Below are 26,561 nucleotides of genomic sequence, written 5' to 3'. Positions count from 1 at the left end.
TAAAGAAGTTGTTCATTTATGAAGCTTTAAGAAAAGAATTGCGTTCAAAAAAGTATAGAATGACCGCCCAAAGGGAAATAATTTTAAAAATCTTTGCAGAGTCCGATGAAAAACATCTCGGAGCTGAGGATGTTTATAGAAAACTCATCGAAAAAAGGTACAGAATAAGCAAGGCAACGGTCTATAGGACGGTTGAATTGCTTTCAAAGTTAGGTTTTCTAAGAAAACTTGAGTTTGGAGAGGGAATATACAGGTACGAATTGGCAGCTCAAAATAAAGATACCTTGCATCAACATATAATCTGTAAAAACTGTGGAAACATTGCCGAGATAGATGAAAAACTTGTCAACGAGTTGGTTAAAAACGTTGCAAGCAAAACTGGATATATCATAGATTATCACGACATAAAATTTTACGGTTTGTGCCCAAAATGCCAAACTGAAAACAGCAGTATTCCAACAAACAACACATAACCGAAAATACCAAAGTGAACTGATGGAAAAATCAGTGAAAAATCCAAAAGTTTTTCAGCAACAAAAGCGAAGGGCCACGTGCCCTTCGTTGTTAAAAGTGCTAATGATCTAAGTCCTATGAGGTTAAGAACAAGCGAAGTACAAATTCCCCAAAGCAAAGGAGTAATTGCAAACGTTGCAACGATTCCAACAAAAGGAGATAAAAAGTTAACGTACGAAAACAGGCTCAAAAAAGGCGCCACACCTAGAAAAGCCGACAAGGATACAGCGAAAGGTTGAAGCAATTTTGAAGACTTTTTCAACTTTGGAAGGAAAAATAAAATTGCACCAGTGGCTGAATAGCTCATCAAGAAAGATAGCGATAACACAGAGTATGGTTCAAGCAAAATATTAACGGCTCCAACTATTCCCAACACGTTCAGTGGTTCTATGGGATAATCCAAGATCTTAAAAAGATTCCAAATCGCAAGCATTAACGCTGCTCTGAGTGCAGATGGGGTTGGACCCGTTGAAAGGGCAAACAAAATCGCAAAGATTGTGCTTATGGATCTTCTAAGATAGAACTTGTAGGTAAAAAAGCTGATCAAAATTTCAAAAGCCGCGTAAACTATTCCAACGTGAAGGCCAGATACCGCGAACAAATGTCCAAGACCACTTTTCGCTATCTTTTCCGATTCGGCTTTATCAAAATTACCATCGCTGAAAATTAATCCGTTGATTGTTTTAGCGTGGTTCGGTAAAGCTTCTTCTATGAGTTTTTGTTGGTCTTTCTTCCAATCTTGCAAGATGGATAAAATTTTCCACAAACCTTTGGCGGTGTATGGTGAAGTTTCGCAGAATATAGGTTTAAGAACATACCTTGGGTAAGAAAAGGTTGTTGAAATATTTCCAAATGCGTAAAATTCCTTACCAGCTTCGATTTTCGCCTCAAGTATTTTCAAATCGTGTTTCAACCGTTTCCACTTTCCATTTTGATAGTACCTAACATTGGTTGCAATGCAGTAATTCGATTTTTTCACAGTCACAAACCCAACCACTTCGATTTCTTTGTTCAGTTTTGAACCTTGTGAAAGCAAAAATCCTAATGCAACACAAACAACGTATAGTTTGATGTAGTTTTTTCTAACAAAAATCAACGGTAAAAGAAGCAAAAAGATGACTGGGGTTATTATCACCCCAGTCATCAAGCCTATGAAACAAATCAGCCAGGCATATCTCATGCGCCGAACTTTTCGAGTCTAAGCGCGTGGGCTAGGATCAACCCCATTGCATCGATTGCGTAAAAGGTTCCAAGTGATCCGCGGGCGCATTCGAATTCATCAAAGGCTTTGCTCAAACCTCTTCTGGTATATTTTGAGTAAATCATGAACGGAACAGGGTGCCAGCTGTGTGATTTCAAGGCAGCAGGTGTGGAATGATCACCGGTTACAACGAAAACATCTGGATTTAAGGACAAAATCTCGGGTATAAATCGATCAACTTCTTCTATGACGTGCACCTTATCTTGCAAATTGCCATCTTCACCGTAAGAATCGGTTTTTTTAACGTGCAGGTAGAAAAAGTCGTACTTTTCCCAGTTTTCTTTCAAAGTCTTTATTTCGTCTTCCACCGTTGATCCTGTTTCCAAAACTTCCATTCCCACTAGTTTTGCTATTCCACGATACATTGGATAAGTTGCTATCGCTGCAGCTTTCAATTTGTAGACCTCTGGGAAAAGCGGAAGTTTTGGATATTTCGAAAATCCCCTGATCAAAGCAAAGTTCATCTTCGGTTCATCTTTGAGCACTTCGGCTATTTTGTTCATCAATTGATTGACTATCTTTGCGGTTTTTTCTGCCTGAGGTCGCAACGGTTCTGTGTAAACAATCGGTTTGCCATCTTTTTGAGGATCGGCATCGGTAAGTTGATCGTCAAGATCTTCTCCCGTAAACTTCACCACAAAACGGTGTTCTTTGCCAGGATAAAATCGAATCTCAACATCTTCGATCTTTTTAATCTGTTCAGCAAGTTTAGCCACAACCTTTGCACTTTCCTCTGTACTCGGTCTACCTGCTCTTCTGTCAACAACTACACCATCTTTCACCGTAGCGAAGTTTGCCCTTGCCACAACGTCTTTTTCTCCAACATCCACGTTGCTCCCAAGTGCCTCAAGGATACCTCTTCCAATTTGATACTTGATCGGATCATAGCCGAACAAGCTCAAATGTCCAGGACCACTTCCAGGAGTTATACCAGGCAAAACGGGAATGGTTTGTCCAAGATCGGATTTTTGCGCCAAGGCATCCAAATTCGGTTTTTTAGCCATTTGAAGGGCCGTTCCAGTTGAGTCTTGTGGAATATCACCTACGCCATCCATCACAAGAAGCACTATCTTGGTTTGAGCTGGTTGAACTAGTTCTTTTAGAATTTCCTGTCTGTCGTAGTTCACAGAATCACCTCCATCACTCTTTTTTCAGAAAGCTTTTTATTGTATCCTTGAAGACCTCGTTGGATATAGTTTCAACCTCTTGCAGCGAAGGTTCTGTAGCCAAGGTTTTGATCAAGGTTATCAAAAAGTCTGAACCAGTTTCGATTTTGTCAAAATCTATTTCTTCAAAACTGAAGCTCTCTTCTTCCTCCAATCTGGACATTCTCAAAGCTAAGTTCCAATGGTATTCTTGAATGTCTGGGATGCATTCTCTCAAAAATTCCTGAAGATTGAAAACCTCGTTTGATTCGATGAATATGTACAATCTCGCAAGGGCTATTGCAACTGCTAGCATTATTCCGCTGCCATACAAACCAACGGATATCTTTGTAGCGTTCTTTTCTATTTCAATGGGATCGAAGTTGCTGGCAAATATCGTTGCGATCACTAGCTCAATGTCTTTTACAGTGTCAACGTCGGTATCGTAACCTGGAACGATACCTTGTCTTAGTGCGATTATTCTTTCTGAAACTGGTAAAAGATGAGCTAGCCGCACCAAATTCAATTTCCCAAGATGCATGGATTTTTTTATCAACTCTAGTTTTTGTTCGATTATTCCAACTGGTTTTAACTTTGGCTTCCAAAATCTTAAGAAATTTTCCAGTTCCTCCGCTTTTCCAGAGTACTCTTCGGACAAATCTTTCAACATTTTGATGCCGCGCTGGAAGTCCACGAAAAGTGTCAGTATCGCGCGGTTGTAGGCAACGTACGATTCCTGGCTAAGTTGGTATGCTTTTTCTATTGTTTCAACGGCTTCTTCGTAAAGTCCTACCCTTCTAAGTTCAAGAGCATACTCAACCAAGAACGCCACGTTGTTTGGATCTTTTTCAACCAACTTCTTCAAAAGCTGTAAAGCCTCGAAATGTTTTCCAAGCTTGGTGAGCGTGTAGCACAAATTAAAGGTGCTGTTTAGATCTTCTGGATCAAGTTGAATGGCTTTTTTCAAAGCTTTCTCAGCGTGGGAAAATTTCTGAAGCAGGTTCAAGACTACTCCTAACCTCGCGTGGGCTTGTTGAAATTCTGGATCACGTTGAACAATAGCCTGATAAAAATCTTGAGCTTGTCTTAGTTCGCCCATTTCCACATAACAATCACCGATTTTCAACAAGGGTAATAGGAAATTTTTGTCGCATTCAAAAGCTTTTTGATACTGCAAGATGGCATCTTCATATTCCTTTTTTGCCATCAAAATATTGCCAAGTTCAAAGTAAGCTAAGGAAAATTTGTCGTGTTTGGAAAGGCAGGACCTTAGAAAAATTTCAGCCGATTCATAGTCCTTTACCTTTGCCGCAATCAAAGCTTTGAAGAAATCGTAGCGATAATCTTTGGAAATTTTTCCAGCCTTTTCAAGGTATTCTTCGGCTTTTTGAAGATCTTCTTTGTTTAGAGCTTCTTTGAGTTTTTCGTAGTAAAAGTAAACCAAATAACTCGCATAGTATTCGTCCTTTGTTAATTCATACTGAGCTTCGAGTCCTCGAACGATCACGTCCAAAGGAATTTGGTTTGCTTCGATGATCAAAGGTAAATCTTCAACCAATACTGGCAGCTTAATCGGTAAATTTGAAATTTTCGCTTTTTCTGGATCAAGCGGAAGGTAAACTATCGCTTTTATCTTCTATCGCCTCCTGTGGTATTTCAAAAGTGATTCTACCAATTTTTCCTTGAGAAATGTTGTTGAAAAAACTAACAATAGCTCTCTCTTTGTCCAACACCCCACCTTTTGCCAACATCTTTTTTTCCAAAGCATAAGCTTCGATGAATTCATCGAACGAAACAGAATCCTTCTTTGTCAATTTTGCGTATATCTCGTAGGCTTTCTGAAGAACTTCTGGTGGGGTCAATTCAAGCGGAAGAGATCCCACAAGCAAAAGTTTTGCCGCCGTTTCAATCTCAGAAATTTTTGGTAAGAGCAATCCAGGTGTATCCAGAACTCTGAAAAGATCTTCAACTGAAAACCACTGTAATCCACGGGTAATTCCAGGTACAGCTCCAACCTTTGCAGACCTTGTTCCTTTGAGTTTGTTTATCACGGTGGATTTCCCAACGTTTGGACAACCGACTATGGCTATCAACGAGTTTTTTGGGGCAAATTTCGATATGAAGTTGATCAAACTTTGTCTTGAAGAGTTTTTATCTACAACGAAAACGTTTTCGCCCTTTGATTCGAAAAACTTTTTCCATTTCTGTGTCAAAACAGGATCGGCTAGATCGGATTTTGTCAACAAAATCACGTTTCTTTTGCCTTTGATTATGTTTCTATCGTAAGAACGAGTTGCAATCGGGGCTCTTGCATCCAAAAGCTCCACGAAAAGGTCTATGTGTTTTTTAATTTTCTCTAACATTCTTGCAGCCTTTGCCATGTGCCCTGGATACCACATGAAAATACCTCCTTGAAAATTGTACAACATCGGTTTTTTCTGTCTAGATGATGGTAAAATAAACTCATGGAGGGATTATCTTGAAAGTCCTTGGATTGATACTTGCAGGTGGTGCCGGTGAGAATCTGGGTCCACTTGTTCTGAAAAGAGCAAGCGCTGCTTTACCGGTTTTTGGTAAATACCGCGCCATAGACTTTACTTTGAGCAACATGGTAAATGCCGGTATAAAGAAGGTTGGTGTTTTAACGCAGTACAACCCAAGGAGTTTGATGGACCATCTTGGCTCGGGAAAGGAATGGGATCTTGACAGGAAGAACGGTGGCCTATTTATCTTGCAACCTTACGTGAGCGCGGAGGGTCAATATTGGTACAAAGGCACCGCCGATGCAATTTTTCAAAACATGACGCTTTTAAGGCGTGGAGAAGAAGATTACGTTTTGATTGGTTCAGGAGATCACATCTACAAAATAGATTTTACAGAGGTTTTTGATTTTCACTTTGCAACCGATGCGGATATCACCCTTCTTGTTAAGGAACTGGATGAAACATACAACTTGAGTCAGTATGGAATTGTGCAAATGAACGGACATAGAATCGTTGAAATAGAGGAAAAACCAAAAAATCCAAAAGGCAATTTGGCTTTCTTGGGAATCTATTTCATGAACAAATATCTTCTCATGGAACTTTTGTACGCTTACGTGACCAAAGGTGAAACGGATCTTTTGAACATAATCATTTCAGAGTTGGACAGACTTAGGGTAAATGGATATCTCTTCAAAGGATATTGGAGAAACGTCAAAAAAGGCATAAACGAATATTTCAGAATAAACATGGACGGTCTTAAGAAAGAAATTAGGGATGAGTTGTTTTACAAGTATGGAAAGGTTTATACAAAGTTAAAAGATCTTCCACCACCAAAAATAGGAAGTACCACTGTTGTCAGAAACAGCATTGTTTCAGATGGTTGCATTGTCAATGGATACGTTGAAAACTCTGTTTTGTTCCGCGGAGTTGTTGTAAAGGCAGGCGCTGTTGTTCAAAACGCCGTGGTAATGCAAGACACGGTTATAGAGGAAGGAGCAGTCGTCAAAAATGCAATACTCGATAAAGAAGTTTTGATCAGGCAAGAGATGAAGCTGATAGGTCAACAAGAAAGTTTGGCTGTTTTGGAAAAAAGAGCGGTTCTCTGAGGTGATCTTTATGAGAAAAGTTGTCGCTTTGATCTTGGCTGGTGGGCATGGCAAAAGGTTGGGGGTCTTGACGGAAAAAATAGCCAAACCCGCTGTTCCTTTTGGTGGAAAATACAGGTTGATAGATTTTACCCTCAGCAACTGTGTAAATTCTGGTATATACACCGTTGGAGTTTTGACGCAGTATCGCCCTCACATTCTCACAAGTCACATCGGCATAGGCAGACCTTGGGATCTTGACAGAAAAAAGGGAGGAGTTACGATCTTGCCGCCTTATCTAGGAGGAGTTGCGGGGTGGTACAAAGGTACTGCTGATGCGGTTTATCAAAACATTGAATACGTTGATTCGCATTCTCCTGATTACGTGTTGATCCTTTCTGGTGATCATGTCTATGCGATGGATTACAACGATATGATAGATTTTCACATAATGAAAGGAGCAGACGGAACTATAGCGTGCATGGAAGTTCCCATAGAGGAAGCCAGCAGATTTGGAACAATGATAACCGATTTGAACTTCAGAATAGTCGATTTTGAGGAAAAACCACCAAAGCCAAGATCAAATTTAGTTTCTTTGGGTATTTATGTTTTCAACTGGGACTTTTTGAAAAAGCATTTAATCGAGGATGCACATGATGAAAAAAGCTCACACGATTTTGGAAAGGACATTATTCCGAAAATGGTTAAAAACGGTGAAAGAATTTTCGCTTTCAAATTCGAAGGTTATTGGCGTGATGTTGGAACAATTCAATCTTATTGGGAAAGCAATTTGGAATTGACCAGGCCAGTACCACCGCTCAATCTTTACGATAGACACTGGAGGTTTTTCACGCAAACTGAGGAGATGCCACCTGCATACTGCTCTCCAAACTCCAAAATAGTGAATTCTATAATAAGCGAAGGATGTGAGATCCACGGAACAGTTGAAGGAAGCGTGATTTTCCAAGGTGTCTACATAGGTGAAAATTCTTATGTGAAAAACAGCGTTGTTATGACAAACGTTCACATTGGTAAAAACTGCAAAATTGTCGATGCCATAATAGCTGAAAATGTGGTTATAGAAGATGAGGTTGTAATAGGAGAGGGAGAAGATGCCGTTAACCAATTGGATCCTGAGGTTTACACTGGTAGGATAACTGTGGTAGGCATGTATTCAACCATTCCGGCAAAATGCAGAATTGGAAAAAATTGCGTGATAGGTATTTCGGTGAAAAAAGAAGATTTTGCAACGAACGTCGTACCATCTGGCGGCTATGTTCTAGCCAAGGAGTGATAAAATAATGGATTTTTACTTTGTCAAATACAAATTCAGAGGAAGGGTAACAGGAGAAGATGGAGTTGGATACTTCTTTGGGAAAGTCAACGATGCTCCCGAATACGATTTGATAGTCGTGCCGACCCGTTTTGCAAACTATCTTTCTATTGATTTATCTGCAGATTATGTTACCTTTACAAAGAATTTTTCAGAGCTTAAACGCAGGATTTTCCAGCAAATCCCAGAGGCAGAAGACATGACAAGAGAGCTTTCAAATTACCTAAAAAGTTACATCAACAGAAAAGGAGGACCCTTGTTTGGCTCTGAGCTTACAGCTGCAATCCAAGGTAAGGATGCAGACCTTGTTCATTACATAATCCAGGAAGTCTTCAAAGAATGGGCCCCAAAAGTTGAGGTTGCTGTGGAATTCAGCGAAGTAACTCACGAAGAGCTTTCTGCGGAAAGTTTTACGCAACTGCTTGAGGAATTTGAAAACGAAGGTTTTGCGGACACTTTGAAAAGAGCTGATTTGGTTGACCTACCGGAAGTTTTTCCATTGATTGACCCAATAAAAGGAAGAACGATCGCGGATTTTGATCTCGGTGATCCGATATTTTTTGTTGTTTTGAACGTTCGGAAACCTGAGCATTTGGAACTATTGAAAACGCTTTATCCCAAACATTTTTCAAAAGGAGTGAATGTTGTTCCACTTGCAGGCACACTGATCGCCAAAGAACTTGTTAAGGGAAAGAAAACCGATTACTTTCTGATAAAAGTTGATATGGGAAATGGATTTGTTGGGAAAGCAATCGTTCCGAAATCGATAAAGGTTATGAGCGATTATTCAAGATACGAAGAAAAAATCTCCCAAATGGAAGAAAAAAGTTGGGAAAGTAAAATAGAAGAGATGCTGAAAGAAGAAAAAGCAGTTGTTCGTCCTGCAGTGCAAGGTAATTACAAAGCGGCTTCCAGTTTTGAAAAACAGGATCTTTTGATAGCCTTCTTGCTCACTTTGATGATTCTTGGAATAGTTTTGGTTTTTTCGTATTTCTTCATGCTATGAAAGGATTTATTTTGGTTGACGCTTTGTTTGGAATTTTGGTACTGTTAATTTCAATCGGTTTTGTGTTTCAAACAGTCGCGCTGTACGAAACGGTGAACCAAAGAGCTTTTGAGTACGACTTGGCAAACAGAACTGTTGTAAACGTTCTTGTGAGACAATTTGTTAAATGTGAAATTTGCAAAAATATCAATGGTTTTGAGATAATTGAAAAAGAGGATGGTTTTACTCTTTCAAAGAATAACGTGGATTTTCACGTGCACTTTGGGAGGTAAAAAACAATTTGATAATTCACGCATCAGTTGGGACTTTGTACAAATTGGGAATAAGAAAAGGTAACGTACCTGCAGGATTGAAGACAGCATATCTACTTCTCGATGGAAGGTGCCAATACAATTGCTTGTACTGCACCCATTCTTTTGAGTCATCTTCCCGCCGAGAATTTCTCAGTCGAGTTTTGTGGTTGGAAATATCTTTGGACGATTTGGTCAAATCCTTGAAAAAGGATGTTTTTTCAAGGATTTGCCTTCAGGTTGTATCTTACAAAAACTACAAGCAAGATCTGCTGAATCTTTTAAAAGCGTTAAAGTCGCTTGAAATACCCATATCAATTTCAGTTCGGGTTTGTGATATCGAAGAGGTTAAGCAATATTTTGAAGCTGGTGCAGAAAGAATAGGAATAGCAATAGACGTTGCCAACGAAGATCTTTACAGAAAAATACGCGGAGGAAACTTGAAGAAAACCTTGAATCTCATCGAGGAAGCTGCCCAGCTTTATCCTGGAAAAATTTCAACCCATTTGATTGTAGGATTAGGTGAAACCGATCGAGAAATCGTTCAAATTATTGAGAGAATGAGTAAGATAAACGTTGCCGTCGCCCTCTTTGCCTTCACTCCTGTTAAAGGTAGCAAACTTGAAAATCATACCCCACCATCTTTGGAAAGATACAGAAAAATTCAGCTTGCAAGGTGGCTCATTTTCGAAGGCAAATCGGATTCAATAATATTTGAAAATGATGCGATAGTTGGTTTCAAAGATCTCCCAGAGGATTACCAAAAGGCTTTTTTAACAAGTGGGTGTCCCGACTGTACAAGGCCGTACTACAACGAAAAACCCGGAAAATATCTTTACAACATACATGCGGAAGAGTTGTTAAACGGTGAAAGATTTATCGAGGAGGCGAGAACGTGAAAATGCTAACTTTCAAAGGTGGGACGCATCCTCCTGAGAAAAAAGAACTCTCAAACAAAGTCTCCATCGCTGAAATGCTTGTTCCCGAAATAGTTTATGTCTTTCTTTCAAATCACGCTGGAGCACCTGCAAAATGCGTAGTGAAAGAAAATGATTTTGTGAAAACTGGTCAAGTTATCGGTGAACCAGGCGGATTCATTTCAGCCTATGTTCATTCTCCGGTGACCGGTGTTGTTAAGAAGATTGACAAGATTTATCATCCAATTCAAGGCAGACCCATGGACGTGGTGGTGATTGAACGAACATCAAATGATGAGTGGCAACTTTTGGATCACGAGCAAGATTGGCAAAGCATGACCAAAGAACAGTTGATTGATGTTGTCAAAAAAGCCGGGATAGTTGGACTTGGTGGCGCAATGTTTCCAACTCACGTTAAATTAAACCCACCACCTGACAAAAAGATAGATGTGTTTATCGTCAACGGTGCTGAATGTGAACCTTACCTAACAGTTGATCACAGGTTGCTTTTGGAAAGAACGCAAGATCTAATCATTGGGATACAAATTGTCATGAAGATACTTGGAGCAGAAAAAGCTTACATAGGTGTTGAATCGAACAAGTTAGATGCTTATAAACATTTGAAGAGTTTTCTTGATTCAGCCGACAAAATAGAAGTAAAACTTCTTAAGACAAAATATCCGCAGGGAGCCGAAAAACAACTTATCTACGCTATAACTGGAAGGAAAGTACCGGTTGGCGGACTTCCAATGGACGTTGGTGTTGTGGTTCAGAATGTTCAAACAGTGATAGCCATAAAAGAAGCCGTGGTTGACAGAAAGCCACTTGTGCGACGTGCCCTGACCATAAGCGGTGAAGGGGTTAAAAATCCTGTGAATGTTTATGCTCGCATAGGAACAACTGTGGAGCAACTTTTAAACTTCGCCGGGGGGTTAAAAGAAGACGCAGAAAGGGTGATTTTGGGAGGTCCGATGACTGGAATAGCAATAAATCGACTCGATATACCGATAATGAAGGGTACAAGCGGGATCACCGTTTTGCTGAAGGAAAAACCATCCGTTCAAAAAAACTGCATTCGCTGCAGCAAATGTGTTCAGGCTTGTCCAATGGGACTGCAGCCGTATTTGCTCTACTATCTTTCAACGAAGAAAAAATACGATGCGGCGTATTCTGAGGGTTTATTTAGCTGTATCGAATGCGGTGTTTGCGCTTACGTTTGTCCATCCAAAGTGGAACATGTGAGAGCCATAAAACTTGCTAAGAAAGTTTACCAAGCGATAAGGGGTGGTAAGAAATGAACCTGGTAGTCAAGGATGCACCCCATCTTAGGACGGATGACTCTGTCAGAAAAATAATGGCGGACGTTTTGATCGCGCTTGCTCCAGCCGTTGCGGCAGGTGCGCTTTTCTTTGGTTGGTATGCTCTGGTGCTCTGTATTTTTGGTGCGTTGATAGCTGAATTGATAGAATTGTTCATAGTTAAAGTTTTGAGAAAGCAAAAAGATTTTACACCAGATTTGAGTGCTGCGGTAACGGGCTTACTTCTTGCCATGAACCTTCCACCGACGGCACCTTGGTGGCTTTTACTCATAGGAATAGTGGTAGCCATAGGTGTTGCAAAGCAGGCTTTTGGTGGAATTGGTCAAAATATCTTCAATCCAGCTTTGGTTGGAAGAGTTTTTCTGCTCATATCTTTTCCAACTTTGATGACAAGGTGGATCAATCCAGTTTCTTCGTTTAAAGCTTTTGCACCGGATGCTTTGACTTCTGCCACTGCTCTTGGTGTTTTGAAGCAACAAGGATTTTCGCAGGTTATAGCTAAATTTTCCTACTTGGATCTTTTCTTAGGAAACGTGGGAGGTTGTATCGGAGAGACAAGCGCTTTGATGCTTTTAATAGGTTTTGCCTACTTGGTTTTTAGAAAGCGTATAAAGATCATGATACCTGTAACCTACATTGGAACTGTTTTTGTCTTTTCCAGTATAACCTATTTTGTCAATCCAGAGAGATTTGGAACACCATTGCTTCACATTCTTGCAGGTGGTTTAATGCTTGGTGCTTTGTTTATGGCAACGGATATGGTTACAACCCCGATGACTTTGAAAGGCCAAGCTGTTTTTGGCTTGGGTTGTGGTATTGTCACCATGGTGATAAGATTCTTCGCCGGTTATCCTGAGGGAGTTTCCCTTGCCATACTTCTCATGAATGCCATCACGCCGTTGATAGACAGAGTTTTCAAACCTAAAATCTTTGGGGAGGTTAGAGCATGAAAGAATACATGAAGATGGGTTTGATCTTGTTGGCTTATTGCGCCATAGCTGGATTTGCCCTTGGGATCGTTTACGTTGTAACAAGAGATAGGATTCTTTTGGCCGAACTATCGGAGAAGTTGCAGGCTATTGAAACGGTTTTGAAGGATGACAAAGGAAACTACATAACTTCACTGTCTGAAATAAAGGCGGGATTGGAAGCAGCAGAGGGCGAAGGTGTTATTTTCTCCGACCCATTTGGAAAAGTTTATGCGCCAGTTTACAAGTTCAAATCACCTTTGGGTGATATTTATGTTCTCACAGGTTCAGGTATTGGTTATGGCGGGGAAGTAAAAGTTGTTGCCAGCTTTATTAAAAAGCCTGAAGGTTTTGAGCTTTTCTCCGTGCGTGTGACAGAGTATGCCAAAGAAACCCCTGGACTGGGGGCAAGGATAGGTGAAGAGGAAGTCCAAAGAAGGTTCTATCCAATGCCAGCAGAGGCCATAAAGAACGGCATTCTTGTGGACGTGGATGCAAGGGCGACTCATCTGTCTCCAGAAGAAGCAAAGAAGAAAGGGATAGCAAAAATCAGTGACGTTATGACCGGTGCGACAATAACCTCCAGAGCTGTGGCAGACGCTTTAACTGTGATGATCCAATATCTGTACACGGAGGTGTTAAAATGAGCTCTCTGAAAGAATTTACGAAAGGATTTTTCAAAGAAAATCCGACCTATGTGCAAGTTCTTGGAATGTGCCCTACCTTGGCGGTGACAACAAGTGCAATCAACGGTTTTGGTATGGGACTTGCAGCAACTAGCGTTTTAACGATGTCCAACATCGTCATTTCTGCGATAAGAAAAACCGTTCCAAAAAATTTGAGAATACCGATATTCATAGTGGTTATAGCGACCTTCGTGACTATCATCGACCTTTTGATGCACGCGTTCACTTACGATCTTTGGAAGACTTTGGGTTTGTTCATACCTTTAATCGTTGTGAACTGTATAATAATGGGACGTGCTGAAGCTTTTGCCTCTAAAAACAGCATATGGCATTCAGCACTGGATGGACTTGGTAATGGCTTGGGCTTTACTGGATCGCTGGTGCTTCTTGGAAGCATAAGAGAACTTCTTGGTTCTGGAACAATCTTTGGAATAAAAGTTTGGGAAAAATCTTTCAACATGTTTGTCATGATACTTCCTCCCGGTGCTTACATGACTCTTGGTTTATTGGCTGCACTTTTTGCTTGGATTTCTTTAAAACGCAAGAAAGGAAGTGAAAGCAAATGAGGGTTTTCTTGATACTCTTTTCCGCAATTCTCATAAACAACTATGTGTTCATAAGATTTTTGGGAATTTGTCCGTTTCTCGGCGTATCAAAGAAGATGGATACAGCCGTTGGAATGGGATTTGCTGCAACTTTCGTCCTCGTCATGTCCTCGACGATAACGTGGTTTGTCAACAGGCTTTTGGTTGCACTGGGAATAGACTTTTTGAGGACCGTTACATTCATTCTCGTCATAGCAACCTTTGTTCAGTTCGTTGAGTTATTCTTGAAAAAGAACAGTCCTGGGTTGTACGAAGCGCTTGGAATATACCTTCCTTTGATAACGACAAATTGTATAATACTCGGTGTTGCCATATTGAACGCCCAGGCAAAGTATTCTCTTCTTGAATCGATATTCCATGCCCTTGGTGCAGGATTGGGATTTTTGCTTGCCTTGGTGATTTTCGCTGGAATCAGGGAAAGACTCGAACTGTACGATTTGCCAAAGCCTTTTGAAGGCTTGCCCATAGCGTTGATAATAGCATCGATAATTTCAATGGCTTTCATGGGCTTTCAAGGTTTGATAAAGCTATAAGGAGTGTGGTAAACGATGCTGACAATTGTTTATTCAACTATATTGCTTGCGATTCTTGGCTTTGCTTTTGGAACTTTTCTTGCATACTCTGCAAAAAAATTTGAAGTTAAAGAAGATCCACGTGTGGAACTTGTAAGGCAAGTTCTTCCAGGTGCAAACTGTGGTGCGTGCGGTTATCCTGGTTGCGATGGTTTTGCAAAAGCGGTTGTCGCTGGGAAAGCAACTCCAGATATGTGTTTACCTGGAAAAGCTGCAGGTGTTCCTGAGAAGATAAAGGAGATATTGAAACAAAATGCAGCCAATTGAAATCTTTGCGCTCAGCCATTTTGGAAAGTTCAAAGTTGAAGAGATAGAGTCGATCAAGGGAAAAACGTTGAAAGATATCCTTGAATCGGATTTTTTGCAGGGAAATGAAAAATTCAAAGCAAGATACGACGAAAAATTTCTTTTGGATCAAAAAAGAAAAATCGAAGAACACGGGGTAAAGTTGATAGACTACTGGCACGAAGATTATCCGAAACTTTTAAGAGAAACTTTTTCTCCGCCTCCTGTTCTTTTTTGTCTTGGCAATGTGAAACTTTTAAACGAAAGATGCATATCCGTTGTTGGCACAAGAAAGCCTACCAGTTACGGCAAAGCGGTCGTAAAGAAAATAGTTTCGCAGCTTGTTCAAGCTGATTTTGTTATCGTCAGTGGCCTGGCGTTTGGGATAGACGCTTTTGCACACGAAACAGCTTTGGAGCTTGGCGGGAAAACTGTTGCAGTTCTTGGTACAGGGGTTGATATTTGCTATCCTTCTTCGAACAGGAGAATCTATGAGAAGATTGTTCAAACCGGATGCTTAATCAGCGAGTTTCCAATGGGTACAAAGCCGGCTAAATACCAATTTCCAATGAGAAATCGGATCATAGCCGGCTTATCTCGTGCTACAATCGTTGTGGAAGCACCTTTGGAAAGTGGCGCTTTGATAACGGCGCGTCAAGCTGCCGAAATGGGAAGAGAAGTCTTTGCAGTACCCGGCGACATAGACAGAAAATCCAGCGAAGGTTGTAACTGGCTGATCAAAATGGGAGCTATTCCCCTTACGGATTGTCAACAGATTTTTGATCTTTATGGAATAAAAGGTGAAGTAGAAAAAACAAAAGACGATTTTCTTGAAATTTTCAAAGATGGTCCAATGCAAGTTGAAGAAATCGCTGAAAAAGTTGGCTTAAGCGTATCAGAGGTTTTGGTAAAGCTCACCGAGTACGAACTTTCTGGAAAAATCGTGAAAACCTTTGATGGACGTTATTATAAAAGTTAAGGAGGGAAAGAGTGTGAAAATACTGGTCCTCAACTGCGGAAGCTCATCGGTGAAGTATCAATTCATCGAAATGGATGGAGAAAAGGTCCTGTGCAAAGGTATAGCGGAAAGGATCGGAATTGATGGAAGTCGCCTGGTTCATCGGATTGGTGAGGACAAACATGTGATAGAAAGGCCTCTTAAAAACCATGAAGAAGCCATCAAACTCATTTTGGACGTTCTTTTGGATCCAGAGATAGGCGTGATAAAAGATCTTTCAGAGATTGCAGCAGTTGGTCATAGGGTTGTACACGGTGCAGAAGCTTTTGCAAGCTCTGTTTTGATTGACGATGATGTCATGAAAGCTTTAGAAGAAAACGCATACCTTGCTCCACTTCACAATCCGCCGAACATACTCGGTATTAAAGCGATTCAAAAACTGCTTCCAAACGTACCAAGTGTTGCCGTTTTTGACACTGCTTTCCACCAATCTATGCCGAAAAAAGCCTTTTTATACGCCATTCCATATGAGTTCTATGAAAAATACAAGATAAGAAGATATGGTTTCCATGGAACCAGCCACAGGTATGTTTCAAGAAGGGCTGCAGAGATCCTCGGAAGAGATTATTACGATTTCAAAGTTATAACCTGTCATCTTGGAAACGGTGCTTCGATCGCTGCAATTAGGCATGGCAAGTCAATAGATACATCCATGGGATTTACTCCTTTGGAAGGGCTTGTCATGGGAACCAGGTGTGGAGATATAGACCCTGCAATAGTTGTATACTTGCAACAGAATCTTGGTTTGTCGGTTGACCAAGTTTATGACATTTTGAACAAGAAGAGTGGAGTTTTGGGTTTAACGAAGAATTTCAGTTCGGATATGAGAGATATCGAAGATGCCGCTTTGCACGGCAATGAATTGGCTCAGCTTGCTTTGGATATTTACATATACAGGATAGCAAAGTACATTGGTGCTTATACCGCAGCCATGAATGGTGTCGATGCAATTGTTTTTACAGCAGGTGTTGGCGAAAATTCTCCGTACATTAGAGAAAAGGTTTGTGAATATCTTGGATTTTTGGGAGTTAAGATCGACAAGAACTTGAACAACGTCAAAGGCGTTGAGAGAATCATTTCCACGCCTGATTCAAAAGTTGCCGTTTTGGTAATCCCAACCAACGAGGAATTGGTGATTGCACGCGATACAAAATACATTGTCGAAAATAAAGTTAAGGAATTGAAAATAGTCTAAGATTTTTTCAAGATCAGCGGGGGCTCTATCTTCAAACCGATGCCCCCATTTTTCACACCTTTTAAAACCACCAAGACGGCGGATCTAGTTTTTTCTCCGTAAACTGGGATCAAAGTTTTTGGTTGAAGCTTCCTTTCTAAGAACCTTTCAAGCCAAAAAGTCAGATGGTTTGGAGAAAGTACGTAGACGAAATATCCTCGATTTCGAAGCAAATAAAAGGTTGCATCGACAAACTCCTCCACCGTTGATAAATCAGCAGTTCTAGTTTTTCTGCGAATTTCATCAGGACTAGGAACATGCGAAAGATTATGTGGAGGATTTGCAACGACCATGTCAAAGCTTTCACATGGTAGATACTTTTTCACATCACAACAAGAAATGTTGTAAATTTTGACCTTATCAGACAAGTTGTTTCTTTTAACTGTTTCTTGTGCAAGTTCTGCCAAATATTTTTCCTTTTCCACTCCAACGACTTGTACGTTGAAATTTTTTGCAAGATAAGCAGCCACAGCACCTGTGGCACAACCAAGTTCAACGATTTTTCCCACCTTTTTGTTTGGAGTAGAACTCCAAGCCAAAACAACTGTAGCGTGGGTTACGTTGTAAGATTTTCCGGCATCTGCTATGAAAAGACCTTCAAAGAGATTTTCGTTGAATGGTTTCATGCAACTTCTTCACCCTCTAGGGTTTTAGAATTTCAGACCTTCCCAAACTCACCGTTTTTCCGTTGATCTCAGATTGGACTAATCTTGCTCTAGAATCCCTCAAAGTTATCGCGGTCGCCGATGTTACACTGATTGCAAAGCCATCGAAGATGGAGAAACCAGAAACAAAGATGGCGTTATCGCCGTTGAATTGAGTGCTTCTAGCTCTGAAAACCGAAAAGTCTTGAACAAGTACGCATCTTTTTGCCGATACCCAACAGTCTATCATTTCAATGCGGGAAAAATTGGACACAAAAATCGGTAGATCGTTGGAGTAAAATTTGCTGTTGTAAATTCTACCATTTGAAAAATCTTCAATTTGAATTCTTTCGGATATTGTACTATCCACCATAAGAAAGTAAGAAATGTTTGACAAAGAAAGATTTTGAATTGATACCGAGTTAAACCACAATCGGCGTACGTTTGAAGCGAAAAGTTCTTTCAAACTGACGTTTTGAAAAGCTAAAAGCAGTGATCTTGAAACACTTATTCTTGAATTTATCTTACTGTTAGCGATCCAAACCATGTTTGACCCGTTGATTAAAACATCTGCTTCTACTTTGGCACCGTTTAGGATAACCTTTGCATCGTCTCCTATGATAAGTTGCCCTTGACCGTATATTCTTGAACCTGGTTCTGCTATGAAGGATCCTCTTACAATTATGCTAGAACCTGGTGCAATTCTCAACGACGCACCAGATTTTAGAACAACCGTGTCTCTATTGGCTATCATAACCCTTCCAAGAACTGTGTAATCTTTGTCTTTAAGTTCGCCACTTGTCAGCGAAATTAGGCTGGCATTTTCCAAAACCTGAAGATTTGGATACGAGTAAAACAAAACGGGCGCGCTCTCGTTGCCAGCGCCATCGACATCTGTTATAAAGCAAATGCTTTCTTTCAAATCGATTTCTCCACTAACTTCCTTGTTTATTATTTCTCCACCTTGGATAGTGTAAATTCTGTGAAGTCTGCTTGAAAGAATTTTTCCATCTTTCACCAAAGGTGGTGATGGTAAATGCGGTACAACCGTAAACCTATAAGTTTGATCGGTTACCTTTCCTGAACTGTCCTTAAGAACAATCCTAAGCCTTCTTTCACCAGAGCGAAGAAAAAACGTGTCAAGCTCAATGTACCCTTCGCGAAAAATATCCACAGGATTTCCGTCTATGAAAGCTCGTTTGGTGATCTTCTCGGGTGTATCCCAATCGTCGTAAATGAGGTATTCCACCTGTATTTTCCCAGCTGGTAGATAACTTGGTATCCTGGTTCTGAAAACCGGTGGATTGTCCTTTGATGCGTTGATTTTCAAAAAAATCGGCTGCAATTTATCGTTATTTCGGATGGGAATTAGTTTTATCTCGGCATTCTTACCTTTTTCCCAAGGTATACGAAGAGAGTTTCCTGGTAAGTTCAAAGTGGAGCCATCGATGTGTAGTTCGACTTGATCATAACTTTCTAGCCCCGTTATGATCAAATATGAACTTTCAAAGCGGTATTCAACCGTTGCGAATACAGTAAAAGCTATGAAGATTATCGCAAGTGCAAAATATCTCACTTTCTCAATTCTCCTTCTATGAGTTGTTTTTTGAACATTTTGTAGTACAAACCTTCCTGTTGCATCAATTTTTCGTGATTTCCCATCTCCACGATCTTTCCATCATCTAGGACGATTATCAAGTCAGCGTCCTTTAAAACCTTAAGCCTGTGTGTTATGATTATCATCGTTTTATCTCGATATTTCTCCCTCAACGTGGAAATAATTCTCTCTTCCGTTTCAGGATCGACTGCGGAAAGACAATCGTCAAAGATCAAAACGTCCTTTTCCCTGTACAAGGCACGTGCTATCGTAACACGCTGTTTTTGACCACCAGAGAGTGTCACACCTCTTTCTCCAACGATCGTTTTGTAACCCTGTGGGAATTTCTCGATATCTTCATGGACAGCAGCAAGTTTTGCGTAATTTACCACCTTCTCAAAATCGATCGTATCCTGTGCGAAAGCAATGTTTTTCTGGATCTCATCGGAGAAAAGAAAAGCTTCTGAAGGAACGAAGGCAATCAAGTTTCGGATATTCTGCGAAGAAATGTCGTTGATATCAACATCGTTTATGAAAATTTTTCCTCTTTCAACTGGATAAAGCTTTGCTAGAAGTTTCACTATGGTTGATTTTCCACTCCCAACTGTTCCAACTATCCCAACCATGTTCCCCTTGGTGAAGGAAAAACTAACGTTTTTTAAAACATCCCTTGTAGAACCTGGATATCTGTAAGTTAAGTTGCGAAACTCTACCTTCTCAATACTTTCGATTTTTATAGGATTATCAGGTTCAACAACATGTGGCTTTTCTTTCATTATTTCCATGATTCGTTTGTAAGATGCCCTTCCACGTTGAATCACGTTCAAAACAAATCCAAAAGCCATCATGGGCCAGGTTAGCATTCCAAGGTAGGAATTGAAAGCCACGAATTCTCCGAGCGAAACTTGCTCGCGAATAACCATTGCCCCTCCAAACCGCAACGCTAACACATATGATAGTGACGCAAAGAAGGTCATCAGTGGAAAGAAAAGCGAGGAAACTTTTGCAAGAGACATGTTGGTTTTGTAATTTCTCATGGATCTTTCGTTGAATAACCGGTGCATTAAATCGTTTGCCGCAAAACTTTTGATGATTCGAACACCGGAAACAGTTTCTTCGGTGATTTCGCTGAGCGCTGAGTATTCTTGCTGTGCCTTCATGAACTTTTTGTGGATCAATCGACCAAATAAGAGCGCCACAAGCGCAACTCCTGGCATGGGTGCTATGGCAATCCATGTCAAGCGCCAGTTTACAAAGCTTCCCATGAAAATAACCGTCATTATCGCCATGAATGTTGCGTCGACCGAAAGAACCACACCCTGTGCCAGAGCCATTCTAACTGCTTGCAAATCGTTTGTGAATTTTGCCATCAGATCACCGCTTCTGTTGACATCGAAGTAGCTCATGGAGAGTGAAAGGAGTTTGTCAAAAAGTATGTTGCGCGCAAGATATTCAAATTTTCTAGAAGCCCCAATTATGAAATAACGCCAGAAGAATCTAACTATTGCCATTCCAAAAGCTATGCCTATGACTGACCAAATGATTATTGAAACGTAATTTAAATCGGGCTTTTCATATCGAAGATGATCAACAACCTTGCTAACGTACCTTGGCACGTAAAGTTGAAGAAGATCAACAACCACCAAACAGGTGATTCCAAGGACATATTTGTACCAATGTTTTTTCAAAAACTCTTTAATCACTTATCGCTTCACCTCTTTGCAATGAATTCGGCTATTCTTTTTATTCCCTCTTTCAAAACTTCTTCGCTTGTGGCAAAGGACAACCTTACAAATCCAGGTGCGTTGAAGGCGCTTCCTGGAACAAGTGCAACGTGTTTTTCGTTCAGCAAGTCTTTGCAGAATTTCACATCGTCTTGTTCGTACTTGCTGATATCAAGAAGAAAGTAAAATGCACCTTTTGGTTTGACATATGGGATCTTTGCTTCGTCGAGAAGTTTACAAACCAAGTCTCTTCTTTCTTTAAACTTTGCCTTCATGTAAGATGTATCAACTTCAAAGGTTTTCAAAGCTGCGTATTGCGTAGGTGTGTTGATATTGGATGTCAAGTGCGATTGGACTTTTGCAGCAGCTTTTGCTATTTCAAGAGGAGCGACAAGATAACCGACTCTCCAACCTGTCATTGAATGAGACTTGGAAAAGGCATCCACCAAAGCTGTTCTATCTCCATTGGATATCGAGAACAACGAAATGTGATCTTGATCGTAAACCAAGCAGCTGTAAACTTCATCGCTGATGATCAGCAGATCATACTTAACGGCTAATTCGTAGATTCCCTTCAACGTTTCAAAATCGTACACCGCACCGGATGGATTGTTTGGACTGTTCACAATGATTGCTTTGGTGTTTGGAGAAATTTTCTTTTCTATCTCGGCAACTTTTGGTACAAAACCGTCGGCAAATTTCGTTTCTACGTGAACAGCTTTACCGCCAAGTAAGGTGACCATTGGTTCGTAACTAACCCAACAAGGATCGATGATTATAACCTCGTCGCCTTCATCAACCACGGCAGCCAAGGCATTGAATATAGCTTGTTTTCCACCGTTGGAAACTATCACCTGCTCTGGTTGGCACTTTACACCGAATTTCTCCGTAACATACTTGGCTATTCTTTCGCGAAGTTGAGGTATACCAGAAGAATCTGTGTATTTTGTAAAACCTTTTTTCATCGCATCAATTGCGGCTTCAACAACAGGTTCTGGAGTGGGAAAATCCGGTTCTCCAGCGGTTAAGTTAACCACATCAATCCCTTTTGCCCTCAAAACTTGAGCCAAAGCATTTACTTCAAGTGTTTTTGAAGCAGGTACCATCTGCACTCGTTTTGAAGGCTTCATCGATGAAATTCCTCCTTTTGTTTTTTTTTGAAGATCCAAAAATATTATAATTCAAAATAATTCAAATATTATAATATGGACCTGTCAACTTAAGAAGGAAAACTGCACTAATAGAAGAAATGGAAATAGCCACTTCACTATGTCCTCATCCCTCTTCTTGTACCATAACCTGCTTATGTTAAAACGCCTCAGCCTGTACTTTGTTATCCCTATCACACTCTCAACAAGACTTCTTTCCCCAAACCTCTCATGCTCGTGTTCCCAATATCCCATATTCTTTTGGGAGTTCGGATAATTTTGTGTCTGGTGGTAAGATTATTGTACAATAAGGAGGTGTCGGGCATGTCGAACAAATTTCTGGAAGACAGGGAATACTTTGAACAAGTCAAGAAAAGGTCTTTAGAGATGTTGCTTAAGGAATATGCGGATGATTCTGATCAAAAGCAAAGGGAAACACTTGCAGATTTGTTTGAAAGGCTTTTGAACACGATAATGCTTTCAGAGAGAAAGATATATCTTGAGACTGAGGAAGGGGACAAAGGGAACGGGAAGTATGAAAGGGATCTTTACAGCACGTATGGAATTTTGGAACTTGAAGTACCGAGGACGAGGAAAGGCGGTTTTAGGCCACATTTATTGAAGGAAAAGTACAAGAGGCTGGACGAATCGTATGTTAAGTTATTGGAATCGATGATAGCGAGTGGGTTTTCGGAGTCTGAGATAATGAGTGTTTTGAAGAGGTTAGGGTTACCATACTCGGAGAAGGAGCTTGAGAGGATAAAGGAAGGGTTGAAGGAAGAATTGAGATGGTTCAAGGAGAGGGAGCTACCGAGTGAGGCATTTGCGCTAATAATAGATGGTTACCACAGTGAGATAAGGGAAGAAGGGAAAGTAAGGTATGGGGTATGTTACATAGTATTGGGGATAGACATGGAGGGGAAGAAGGACATATACGGTTTGTACACGTATTTGGGTAAGGAGAGCAGGGTGGAATGGGGGAAGGTATTTGAGGATTTGGTGAGACGTGGCTTGAAGAGGGTGATGGTAGTAGTAAGCGACGATTTAAGTGGCTTAGGGGAGATAATAAGGATGGTATATCCATTAGCGGATCACCAGCTTTGTGTGAAGCATTTGAAGAGGAATGCGGATAGGCAAATGAAGCGAGAGGATGCGAAGGGGTTCAAGGAAGGGTTGGACGAATTGAAGAAACTCAGCTATGAAGAGGCATTAGGGAAGATGGGGAAGCTGCTTGAGAAGTACAAAGAGGAGTATCCGAGTTTTGTGAGATATTTGGAGGGTAAGAAAGAGAAATACGTGGCATATACGAAATATCCTGAGGAATTGAGGGGATACATATACACGACGAATGCGGTGGAGAGCATAAACAGCAAGATAGAGCGAGTAAGGATAAAAAGTGGGGGATATTTTGGGAGTGTTGAGCTATTGGAGTTAAGCGTATATTTGCACAGGAAGAACCTGAGGGAGACAAAATGGAGGAACGGGATAATGAGGGTAAAGGGATGTATGTATGAGCTGAACCAGATGTTTCAACTGAGGTATTTTGTCCAGACACAAAATTCACCCTAAGTCTCTGCTTTGCCTTTCTCTCGTGTCTTACTGACCAACGCATAGATCACTTTCTTCCTCTTAACCTCATTTATGTTCACCTTCATCTCGTCTATAGCTACTACTGCATTGCCTTCTATCTTCTCAGCAAATATCTCTTCTTTCATTCTTGCCCACCATTTCCTCAAGGCTTCATGACTGACTCCAATTATGGCTGCTGCCTTCCTTAATGCAAGTTCATACTTTCGCCTCATGTGGAACTCTTTGTCTTTGAAAAAGGTTTGGTATAATTTGGTATAGGTACTCGGTGATATTTGTTGTTGTAACTTTCATATTCACGGGAACCTCCTTTCGGTGAGAAGAGTTGGTTCCCGTTTATTTTATCTTATTCCCCGGCTTAAGTTGACACCTCCAAGATGGATATGAAAACGGCTAAAACACTTGCAGGAGTTGGACTTATATTAACTTTGCTTGGATCCATTCCAGCAGCTGGCTGGCTTTTGGGTTTGATTGGGTTAATACTCTTTCTTGTGGCGGTTAACAACATTGCGAAAATAGTCGAAGATCAAAATGTTTTCACGTACTTTTTGATCCCGACGATTCTTTGGTTTGTCGCGCTGGTAGTCATCTCCGTCACATTGATGAGTAGTTTTGGCTTGATAATGATGGGAAGGTTCTTCAGCGCAGGTGCTTCAACAATAGGAGGCTTCATAGCTGTTGTGGTTTTGGGTATAATATCTCTTGTCTACCGGGTGAAGGCTTATAGACTGTTGGCAGAGAGGTTGAACGTTCCTATTTTCAACACTGCTGCCAGTCTTTACAAATGGGGCGCGATATTGTTGATCATTCTTGTAGGAATGATTTTGATGTTAGTTGGAGATATACTTGCAATCGTCGGCTTTTTCACCGCACCAGATCAACCGAAAAAAAGTGAAAACGTTGGTTAGGGTATTGATTTTTGGAAAGATTATAGTAAAATAATGACTGGTAATCAAGCGAGCGGGTGTAGCTCAACGGTAGAGCATCGGCCTTCCAAGCCGAGGGTTGCGGGTTCGAATCCCGTCGCCCGCTCCAGCGCCCGTAGCTCAACAGGATAGAGCATCGGACTTCTAATCCGAGGGTTGTGGGTTCGACTCCCGCCGGGCGCACCAGCTGTGGTGACCATAGCTCAGCTGGCAGAGCGCCTGACTGTGGATCAGGTGGTCGCGGGTTCAAATCCCGCTGGTCACCCCAAAGGGCGCGCCTGTAGCTCAATTGGATAGAGCGTCGGACTTCGGATCCGATGGTTGCGGGTTCAAGTCCTGCCAGGCGCGCCAAATGGTTAGTAATAAACTATGCTGCAAACTTTGGTAAAACAATAGAACTACGAGGGAGGTAGAACGAATGGAAGTACTAAAGGTGGCTTCCAACTCCAATCCTAACAAGGTGGCTGGAGCTTTGGCTGGTATGATAAGAGAACATGGAAGGGCAGAACTTCAGGCAATCGGTGCAGGGGCAGTCAACCAAGCAGTCAAAGCAATAGCTATTGCAAGAGGATACCTTGCACCAAGTGGCATTGATCTAGTGAGCATCCCAGCATTCACCGATGTTCAAATTGACAACGAAACAAGAACCGCCATTAAGTTCATAGTTTTTCCAAGAAGTTAAGCAATTGGAACTTTGGAAGAAAACCCCGCCAATTAGGCGGGGTTTTAATTTTCTTATTTGAATCAATTTTTGAGTACAAGTTGGGGCACTTTTTTAAGAATGGTTTGCATCGAAAGCAAATGGTTAGTTTTTAAAGCCATCTCGAAGGTTTTTGTCATCGCTTTTAGCTCATCAAAGAATGGGAAAAGGTTTGTTATGGCATTTATGAGCGGTGTAAAATCTGGCATTAATCCAAAGGATTCCTCAATTGCAAGAGAATTGTTCTGCAGAATCTGTACCAACGATAGAACAAGCATCAGCATCTCGTTAAAGGTTGATAGTGTCGATGCCCAATCGTCGATGACAGGTTGCTCTTTCGGGTTTTCATAAGCGCTGTAGAAAAGATTGTTCATGTAGTCCTGTCGAAAGTTCTCAAAGATCTGTTTTAGCTTTGTCGAAGAATCACTTAGATCAAGCCATTCAGTTGGTACTACGCTTAAGAAACTCGGTGCGCTGGCGATTAGTTTGTCAAGTGCTTCATCCATAAAACTGACAAAATTCGGTTGTACAACATTTGTGAGCACAAAACTTTCGATGCGATTCTTCAAGTCTTCAAAGTCTCTCCGAATGGCATGTCTTATGAACGTATCGAAATATCCCACCAAGATATCTGGTACGTCCAACACTTCGCGCAACTTGTCAATTAACGCATCTATTATCCTATCGGGAAGTTCCTTCTTTATGTAGTCAATCAATTTTTGGACCAATGCTTCGACCGTCAGATCCTTGGCGATACCTTCCCAATTCCCGGTGACGACATCGATTATGATGTTTACGGCTGACTCGAGTTTATCCTTGAATTTGCTAAGTCCTTCAGCAAGTTCCAAAGCCGTATCAAGCATGGCATTGACTTTATGTACTGTTTGAAGTATATCATCCATTAAGCGATCATTTTCAACAGTTGCATAGTGAGAACAGTTTACCAAAACAGCCAATGTGAAGATAGCTCTCTTGACCAAATCAAGTTCTTGAATACTTACAGTACCATCGTGAAGAATATCTTTTAAAAGATTTTCAATCTGATGTGCAAGCTGAATCGTTCTTGAAGTGGCAATTTTCATAACTTTGATTTCCTGCAGAAGCCCTTTCAAGCGATAGATTTCCATGTCCTTGTAGGCAGTTTGGACGGTTATTTCGAATATTGGTTCGAGTTCTTTTACAGATAGCCAGCCTCTCCAACACAAGCCGAACATGTAGTATCTGTAATCTGGTTTCGAACCGGTTTCCACGGTGCAGTAGTAATCTTCCAAAGGTATCAAATCAAGTTCCACTAAACCGTTTTCATCGCAGCCTTGGAAAATCTTCTTAAATCTGCCCAATTCGCCAATCACTTTGTAAAGGCTGACGTCAACGTTTCTTCTTCCCTGAAGAATTTGATCTGTTTCATCCCGAACAAGTAGTTTCACCGTGGTTTTTGGACAGGGTTCAAGGCTTGTTGAAGGACAAAAATCAAATTCCACTTGGTTTGATCCATCAACGGTTGCTATGGATATC

General features: G+C 40.9%; 28 protein-coding genes and 4 tRNA genes. 21 read left to right on the top strand and 11 right to left on the bottom strand.

The window, feature by feature from the left end:
- The first annotated feature begins 8 nt into the window (after positions 1-8).
- Entirely contained in the window at positions 9-473 is a 465-nt protein-coding gene (locus tag THETH_RS06545; RefSeq protein WP_013932579.1) for a Fur family transcriptional regulator, read from the top strand.
- On the opposite strand, the gene THETH_RS06540 is transcribed toward THETH_RS06545, so the two are convergent.
- The 4 genes from THETH_RS06540 to THETH_RS06525 form a co-directional block, all read right to left on the bottom strand.
- Positions 413-1,693, bottom strand: a complete 1,281-nt coding sequence (locus tag THETH_RS06540; protein ID WP_013932578.1) for a ComEC/Rec2 family competence protein — start codon at positions 1,691-1,693, stop codon at positions 413-415. The genes THETH_RS06545 and THETH_RS06540 overlap by 61 nt on opposite strands.
- A complete protein-coding gene (locus THETH_RS06535) occupies positions 1,690-2,901 on the bottom strand; it encodes a 2,3-bisphosphoglycerate-independent phosphoglycerate mutase (protein WP_013932577.1) in 1,212 nt (403 codons plus the stop codon). The genes THETH_RS06540 and THETH_RS06535 overlap by 4 nt, the downstream gene beginning before the upstream one ends.
- A 13-nt stretch (positions 2,902-2,914) precedes the next feature.
- Positions 2,915-4,459: a tetratricopeptide repeat protein gene (locus THETH_RS06530; protein ID WP_245530468.1), complete on the bottom strand. Its 1,545-nt coding sequence runs from the start codon at positions 4,457-4,459 to the stop codon at positions 2,915-2,917.
- A gap of 64 nt (positions 4,460-4,523) precedes the next feature.
- A complete protein-coding gene (locus THETH_RS06525) occupies positions 4,524-5,318 on the bottom strand; it encodes a GTPase (protein WP_013932575.1) in 795 nt (264 codons plus the stop codon).
- Between the two features lie 80 nt (positions 5,319-5,398).
- Between THETH_RS06525 and glgD the strand changes: the two genes are divergently transcribed.
- Genes glgD through ackA form a run of 13 tightly spaced genes read left to right on the top strand, consistent with a single transcriptional unit; the run spans position 5,399 to position 16,681 of the window.
- Positions 5,399-6,508, top strand: coding sequence for a glucose-1-phosphate adenylyltransferase subunit GlgD (glgD, locus tag THETH_RS06520; RefSeq protein ID WP_013932574.1), 1,110 nt, complete (start codon positions 5,399-5,401; stop codon positions 6,506-6,508).
- A 10-nt stretch (positions 6,509-6,518) separates the two neighbouring features.
- Positions 6,519-7,781, top strand: a complete 1,263-nt coding sequence (locus tag THETH_RS06515; protein ID WP_013932573.1) for a glucose-1-phosphate adenylyltransferase — start codon at positions 6,519-6,521, stop codon at positions 7,779-7,781.
- 7 nt (positions 7,782-7,788) lie between these two features.
- Entirely contained in the window at positions 7,789-8,826 is a 1,038-nt protein-coding gene (locus THETH_RS06510; RefSeq protein ID WP_013932572.1) for a DUF4899 domain-containing protein, read from the top strand.
- Between the two features lie 11 nt (positions 8,827-8,837).
- A complete protein-coding gene (locus tag THETH_RS06505) occupies positions 8,838-9,098 on the top strand; it encodes a hypothetical protein (RefSeq protein WP_041446416.1) in 261 nt (86 codons plus the stop codon).
- Between the two features lie 8 nt (positions 9,099-9,106).
- Positions 9,107-10,015: a radical SAM protein gene (locus THETH_RS06500; RefSeq protein ID WP_013932570.1), complete on the top strand. Its 909-nt coding sequence runs from the start codon at positions 9,107-9,109 to the stop codon at positions 10,013-10,015.
- A 2-nt stretch (positions 10,016-10,017) separates the two neighbouring features.
- Positions 10,018-11,331 (top strand): electron transport complex subunit RsxC, encoded by a 1,314-nt coding sequence (gene rsxC / locus THETH_RS06495; protein WP_041446636.1) that lies wholly within the window; start codon positions 10,018-10,020, stop codon positions 11,329-11,331.
- Entirely contained in the window at positions 11,328-12,302 is a 975-nt protein-coding gene (locus THETH_RS06490; protein WP_013932568.1) for an RnfABCDGE type electron transport complex subunit D, read from the top strand. The genes rsxC and THETH_RS06490 overlap by 4 nt, the downstream gene beginning before the upstream one ends.
- Positions 12,299-12,967 carry an RnfABCDGE type electron transport complex subunit G gene (locus THETH_RS06485; RefSeq protein WP_013932567.1) on the top strand — a complete coding sequence of 223 codons (669 nt, stop codon included), beginning with the start codon at positions 12,299-12,301 and terminating at the stop codon, positions 12,965-12,967. Before THETH_RS06490 ends, THETH_RS06485 begins: the two co-directional genes overlap by 4 nt.
- A complete protein-coding gene (gene rsxE / locus THETH_RS06480) occupies positions 12,964-13,572 on the top strand; it encodes an electron transport complex subunit RsxE (RefSeq protein ID WP_013932566.1) in 609 nt (202 codons plus the stop codon). The genes THETH_RS06485 and rsxE overlap by 4 nt, the downstream gene beginning before the upstream one ends.
- Positions 13,569-14,144, top strand: coding sequence for an electron transport complex subunit RsxA (gene rsxA / locus THETH_RS06475; protein ID WP_013932565.1), 576 nt, complete (start codon positions 13,569-13,571; stop codon positions 14,142-14,144). Before rsxE ends, rsxA begins: the two co-directional genes overlap by 4 nt.
- Before the next feature lie 18 nt (positions 14,145-14,162).
- The gene (locus THETH_RS06470; RefSeq protein WP_041446635.1) at positions 14,163-14,450 is read left to right on the top strand and encodes an RnfABCDGE type electron transport complex subunit B; all 288 of its coding nucleotides are present in this window, start codon (positions 14,163-14,165) and stop codon (positions 14,448-14,450) included.
- Complete coding sequence (gene dprA, locus THETH_RS06465) at positions 14,437-15,447, top strand: DNA-processing protein DprA (protein WP_013932563.1); 1,011 nt, start codon at positions 14,437-14,439, stop codon at positions 15,445-15,447. The genes THETH_RS06470 and dprA overlap by 14 nt, the downstream gene beginning before the upstream one ends.
- Positions 15,448-15,460: 13 nt before the next feature.
- Entirely contained in the window at positions 15,461-16,681 is a 1,221-nt protein-coding gene (ackA, locus tag THETH_RS06460) for an acetate kinase (protein ID WP_013932562.1), read from the top strand.
- On the opposite strand, the gene THETH_RS06455 is transcribed toward ackA, so the two are convergent.
- From THETH_RS06455 to THETH_RS10520, 5 genes are all read right to left on the bottom strand, one after another.
- Positions 16,678-17,346 carry a tRNA1(Val) (adenine(37)-N6)-methyltransferase gene (locus THETH_RS06455; protein ID WP_013932561.1) on the bottom strand — a complete coding sequence of 223 codons (669 nt, stop codon included), beginning with the start codon at positions 17,344-17,346 and terminating at the stop codon, positions 16,678-16,680. The genes ackA and THETH_RS06455 overlap by 4 nt on opposite strands.
- Before the next feature lie 16 nt (positions 17,347-17,362).
- Positions 17,363-18,940 (bottom strand): hypothetical protein, encoded by a 1,578-nt coding sequence (locus tag THETH_RS06450; protein WP_013932560.1) that lies wholly within the window; start codon positions 18,938-18,940, stop codon positions 17,363-17,365.
- Entirely contained in the window at positions 18,937-20,664 is a 1,728-nt protein-coding gene (locus tag THETH_RS06445) for an ABC transporter ATP-binding protein (RefSeq protein WP_013932559.1), read from the bottom strand. Before THETH_RS06445 ends, THETH_RS06450 begins: the two co-directional genes overlap by 4 nt.
- A gap of 8 nt (positions 20,665-20,672) precedes the next feature.
- The gene (gene aspC / locus THETH_RS06440) at positions 20,673-21,815 is read right to left on the bottom strand and encodes an aspartate aminotransferase (RefSeq protein ID WP_013932558.1); all 1,143 of its coding nucleotides are present in this window, start codon (positions 21,813-21,815) and stop codon (positions 20,673-20,675) included.
- A gap of 84 nt (positions 21,816-21,899) precedes the next feature.
- The gene (locus tag THETH_RS10520) at positions 21,900-22,088 is read right to left on the bottom strand and encodes a hypothetical protein (protein WP_083815688.1); all 189 of its coding nucleotides are present in this window, start codon (positions 22,086-22,088) and stop codon (positions 21,900-21,902) included.
- Between the two features lie 84 nt (positions 22,089-22,172).
- On the opposite strand from THETH_RS10520, the gene THETH_RS06435 reads away from it, so the two are divergent.
- Positions 22,173-23,402, top strand: a complete 1,230-nt coding sequence (locus THETH_RS06435) for an IS256 family transposase (RefSeq protein ID WP_041446485.1) — start codon at positions 22,173-22,175, stop codon at positions 23,400-23,402.
- Here the strand turns inward: THETH_RS06435 and THETH_RS06430 are convergent.
- Positions 23,399-23,635, bottom strand: a complete 237-nt coding sequence (locus THETH_RS06430; protein ID WP_013932557.1) for a hypothetical protein — start codon at positions 23,633-23,635, stop codon at positions 23,399-23,401. The two genes, THETH_RS06435 and THETH_RS06430, sit on opposite strands and share 4 nt — an antisense overlap.
- 162 nt (positions 23,636-23,797) lie before the next feature.
- Between THETH_RS06430 and THETH_RS06425 the strand changes: the two genes are divergently transcribed.
- The 6 genes from THETH_RS06425 (at position 23,798) to THETH_RS06400 (ending at position 25,028) form a co-directional block, all read left to right on the top strand.
- Positions 23,798-24,328, top strand: a complete 531-nt coding sequence (locus tag THETH_RS06425; protein WP_013932556.1) for a DUF996 domain-containing protein — start codon at positions 23,798-23,800, stop codon at positions 24,326-24,328.
- A 52-nt stretch (positions 24,329-24,380) separates the two neighbouring features.
- Positions 24,381-24,455, top strand: a tRNA-Gly gene (locus tag THETH_RS06420).
- Positions 24,456-24,532: transfer RNA gene (locus THETH_RS06415), tRNA-Arg, on the top strand.
- A 6-nt stretch (positions 24,533-24,538) separates the two neighbouring features.
- Positions 24,539-24,614: transfer RNA gene (locus THETH_RS06410), tRNA-His, on the top strand.
- 6 nt (positions 24,615-24,620) lie between these two features.
- Positions 24,621-24,697, top strand: a tRNA-Arg gene (locus THETH_RS06405).
- A gap of 67 nt (positions 24,698-24,764) precedes the next feature.
- Positions 24,765-25,028 (top strand): stage V sporulation protein S, encoded by a 264-nt coding sequence (locus tag THETH_RS06400; protein WP_013932555.1) that lies wholly within the window; start codon positions 24,765-24,767, stop codon positions 25,026-25,028.
- Positions 25,029-25,090: 62 nt separating this feature from the next.
- Here THETH_RS06400 and THETH_RS06395 read toward each other — a convergent pair whose 3' ends face one another.
- A complete protein-coding gene (locus tag THETH_RS06395) occupies positions 25,091-26,527 on the bottom strand; it encodes a hypothetical protein (protein WP_013932554.1) in 1,437 nt (478 codons plus the stop codon).
- Between the last annotated feature and the right edge of the window lie 34 nt (positions 26,528-26,561).

Origin of the sequence: Pseudothermotoga thermarum DSM 5069 (assembly GCF_000217815.1) — a bacterium.
Taxonomy (GTDB): Bacteria; Thermotogota; Thermotogae; order Thermotogales; family DSM-5069; genus Pseudothermotoga; species Pseudothermotoga thermarum.
The sequence above is the reverse complement of the archived record's forward strand: the minus strand, read 5'-3'. Positions and strand labels throughout refer to the sequence as shown.

Excerpts from the sequence above, each read along its gene's own strand:
- THETH_RS06540 (WP_013932578.1), bottom strand. The coding sequence starts at position 1,693 with ATGAGATATGCCTGGCTGATTTGTTTCATAGGCTTGATGACTGGGGTG.
- THETH_RS06525 (WP_013932575.1), bottom strand. The coding sequence starts at position 5,318 with ATGTGGTATCCAGGGCACATGGCAAAGGCTGCAAGAATGTTAGAGAAA.
- THETH_RS06515 (WP_013932573.1), top strand. The coding sequence starts at position 6,519 with ATGAGAAAAGTTGTCGCTTTGATCTTGGCTGGTGGGCATGGCAAAAGG.
- THETH_RS06510 (WP_013932572.1), top strand. The coding sequence starts at position 7,789 with ATGGATTTTTACTTTGTCAAATACAAATTCAGAGGAAGGGTAACAGGA.
- rsxC (WP_041446636.1), top strand. The coding sequence starts at position 10,018 with ATGCTAACTTTCAAAGGTGGGACGCATCCTCCTGAGAAAAAAGAACTC.
- THETH_RS06490 (WP_013932568.1), top strand. The coding sequence starts at position 11,328 with ATGAACCTGGTAGTCAAGGATGCACCCCATCTTAGGACGGATGACTCT.
- THETH_RS06485 (WP_013932567.1), top strand. The coding sequence starts at position 12,299 with ATGAAAGAATACATGAAGATGGGTTTGATCTTGTTGGCTTATTGCGCC.
- rsxE (WP_013932566.1), top strand. The coding sequence starts at position 12,964 with ATGAGCTCTCTGAAAGAATTTACGAAAGGATTTTTCAAAGAAAATCCG.
- rsxA (WP_013932565.1), top strand. The coding sequence starts at position 13,569 with ATGAGGGTTTTCTTGATACTCTTTTCCGCAATTCTCATAAACAACTAT.
- dprA (WP_013932563.1), top strand. The coding sequence starts at position 14,437 with ATGCAGCCAATTGAAATCTTTGCGCTCAGCCATTTTGGAAAGTTCAAA.
- THETH_RS06455 (WP_013932561.1), bottom strand. The coding sequence starts at position 17,346 with ATGAAACCATTCAACGAAAATCTCTTTGAAGGTCTTTTCATAGCAGAT.
- aspC (WP_013932558.1), bottom strand. The coding sequence starts at position 21,815 with ATGAAGCCTTCAAAACGAGTGCAGATGGTACCTGCTTCAAAAACACTT.
- THETH_RS10520 (WP_083815688.1), bottom strand. The coding sequence starts at position 22,088 with ATGGGATATTGGGAACACGAGCATGAGAGGTTTGGGGAAAGAAGTCTT.
- THETH_RS06430 (WP_013932557.1), bottom strand. The coding sequence starts at position 23,635 with ATGAGGCGAAAGTATGAACTTGCATTAAGGAAGGCAGCAGCCATAATT.
- THETH_RS06425 (WP_013932556.1), top strand. The coding sequence starts at position 23,798 with ATGGATATGAAAACGGCTAAAACACTTGCAGGAGTTGGACTTATATTA.
- THETH_RS06400 (WP_013932555.1), top strand. The coding sequence starts at position 24,765 with ATGGAAGTACTAAAGGTGGCTTCCAACTCCAATCCTAACAAGGTGGCT.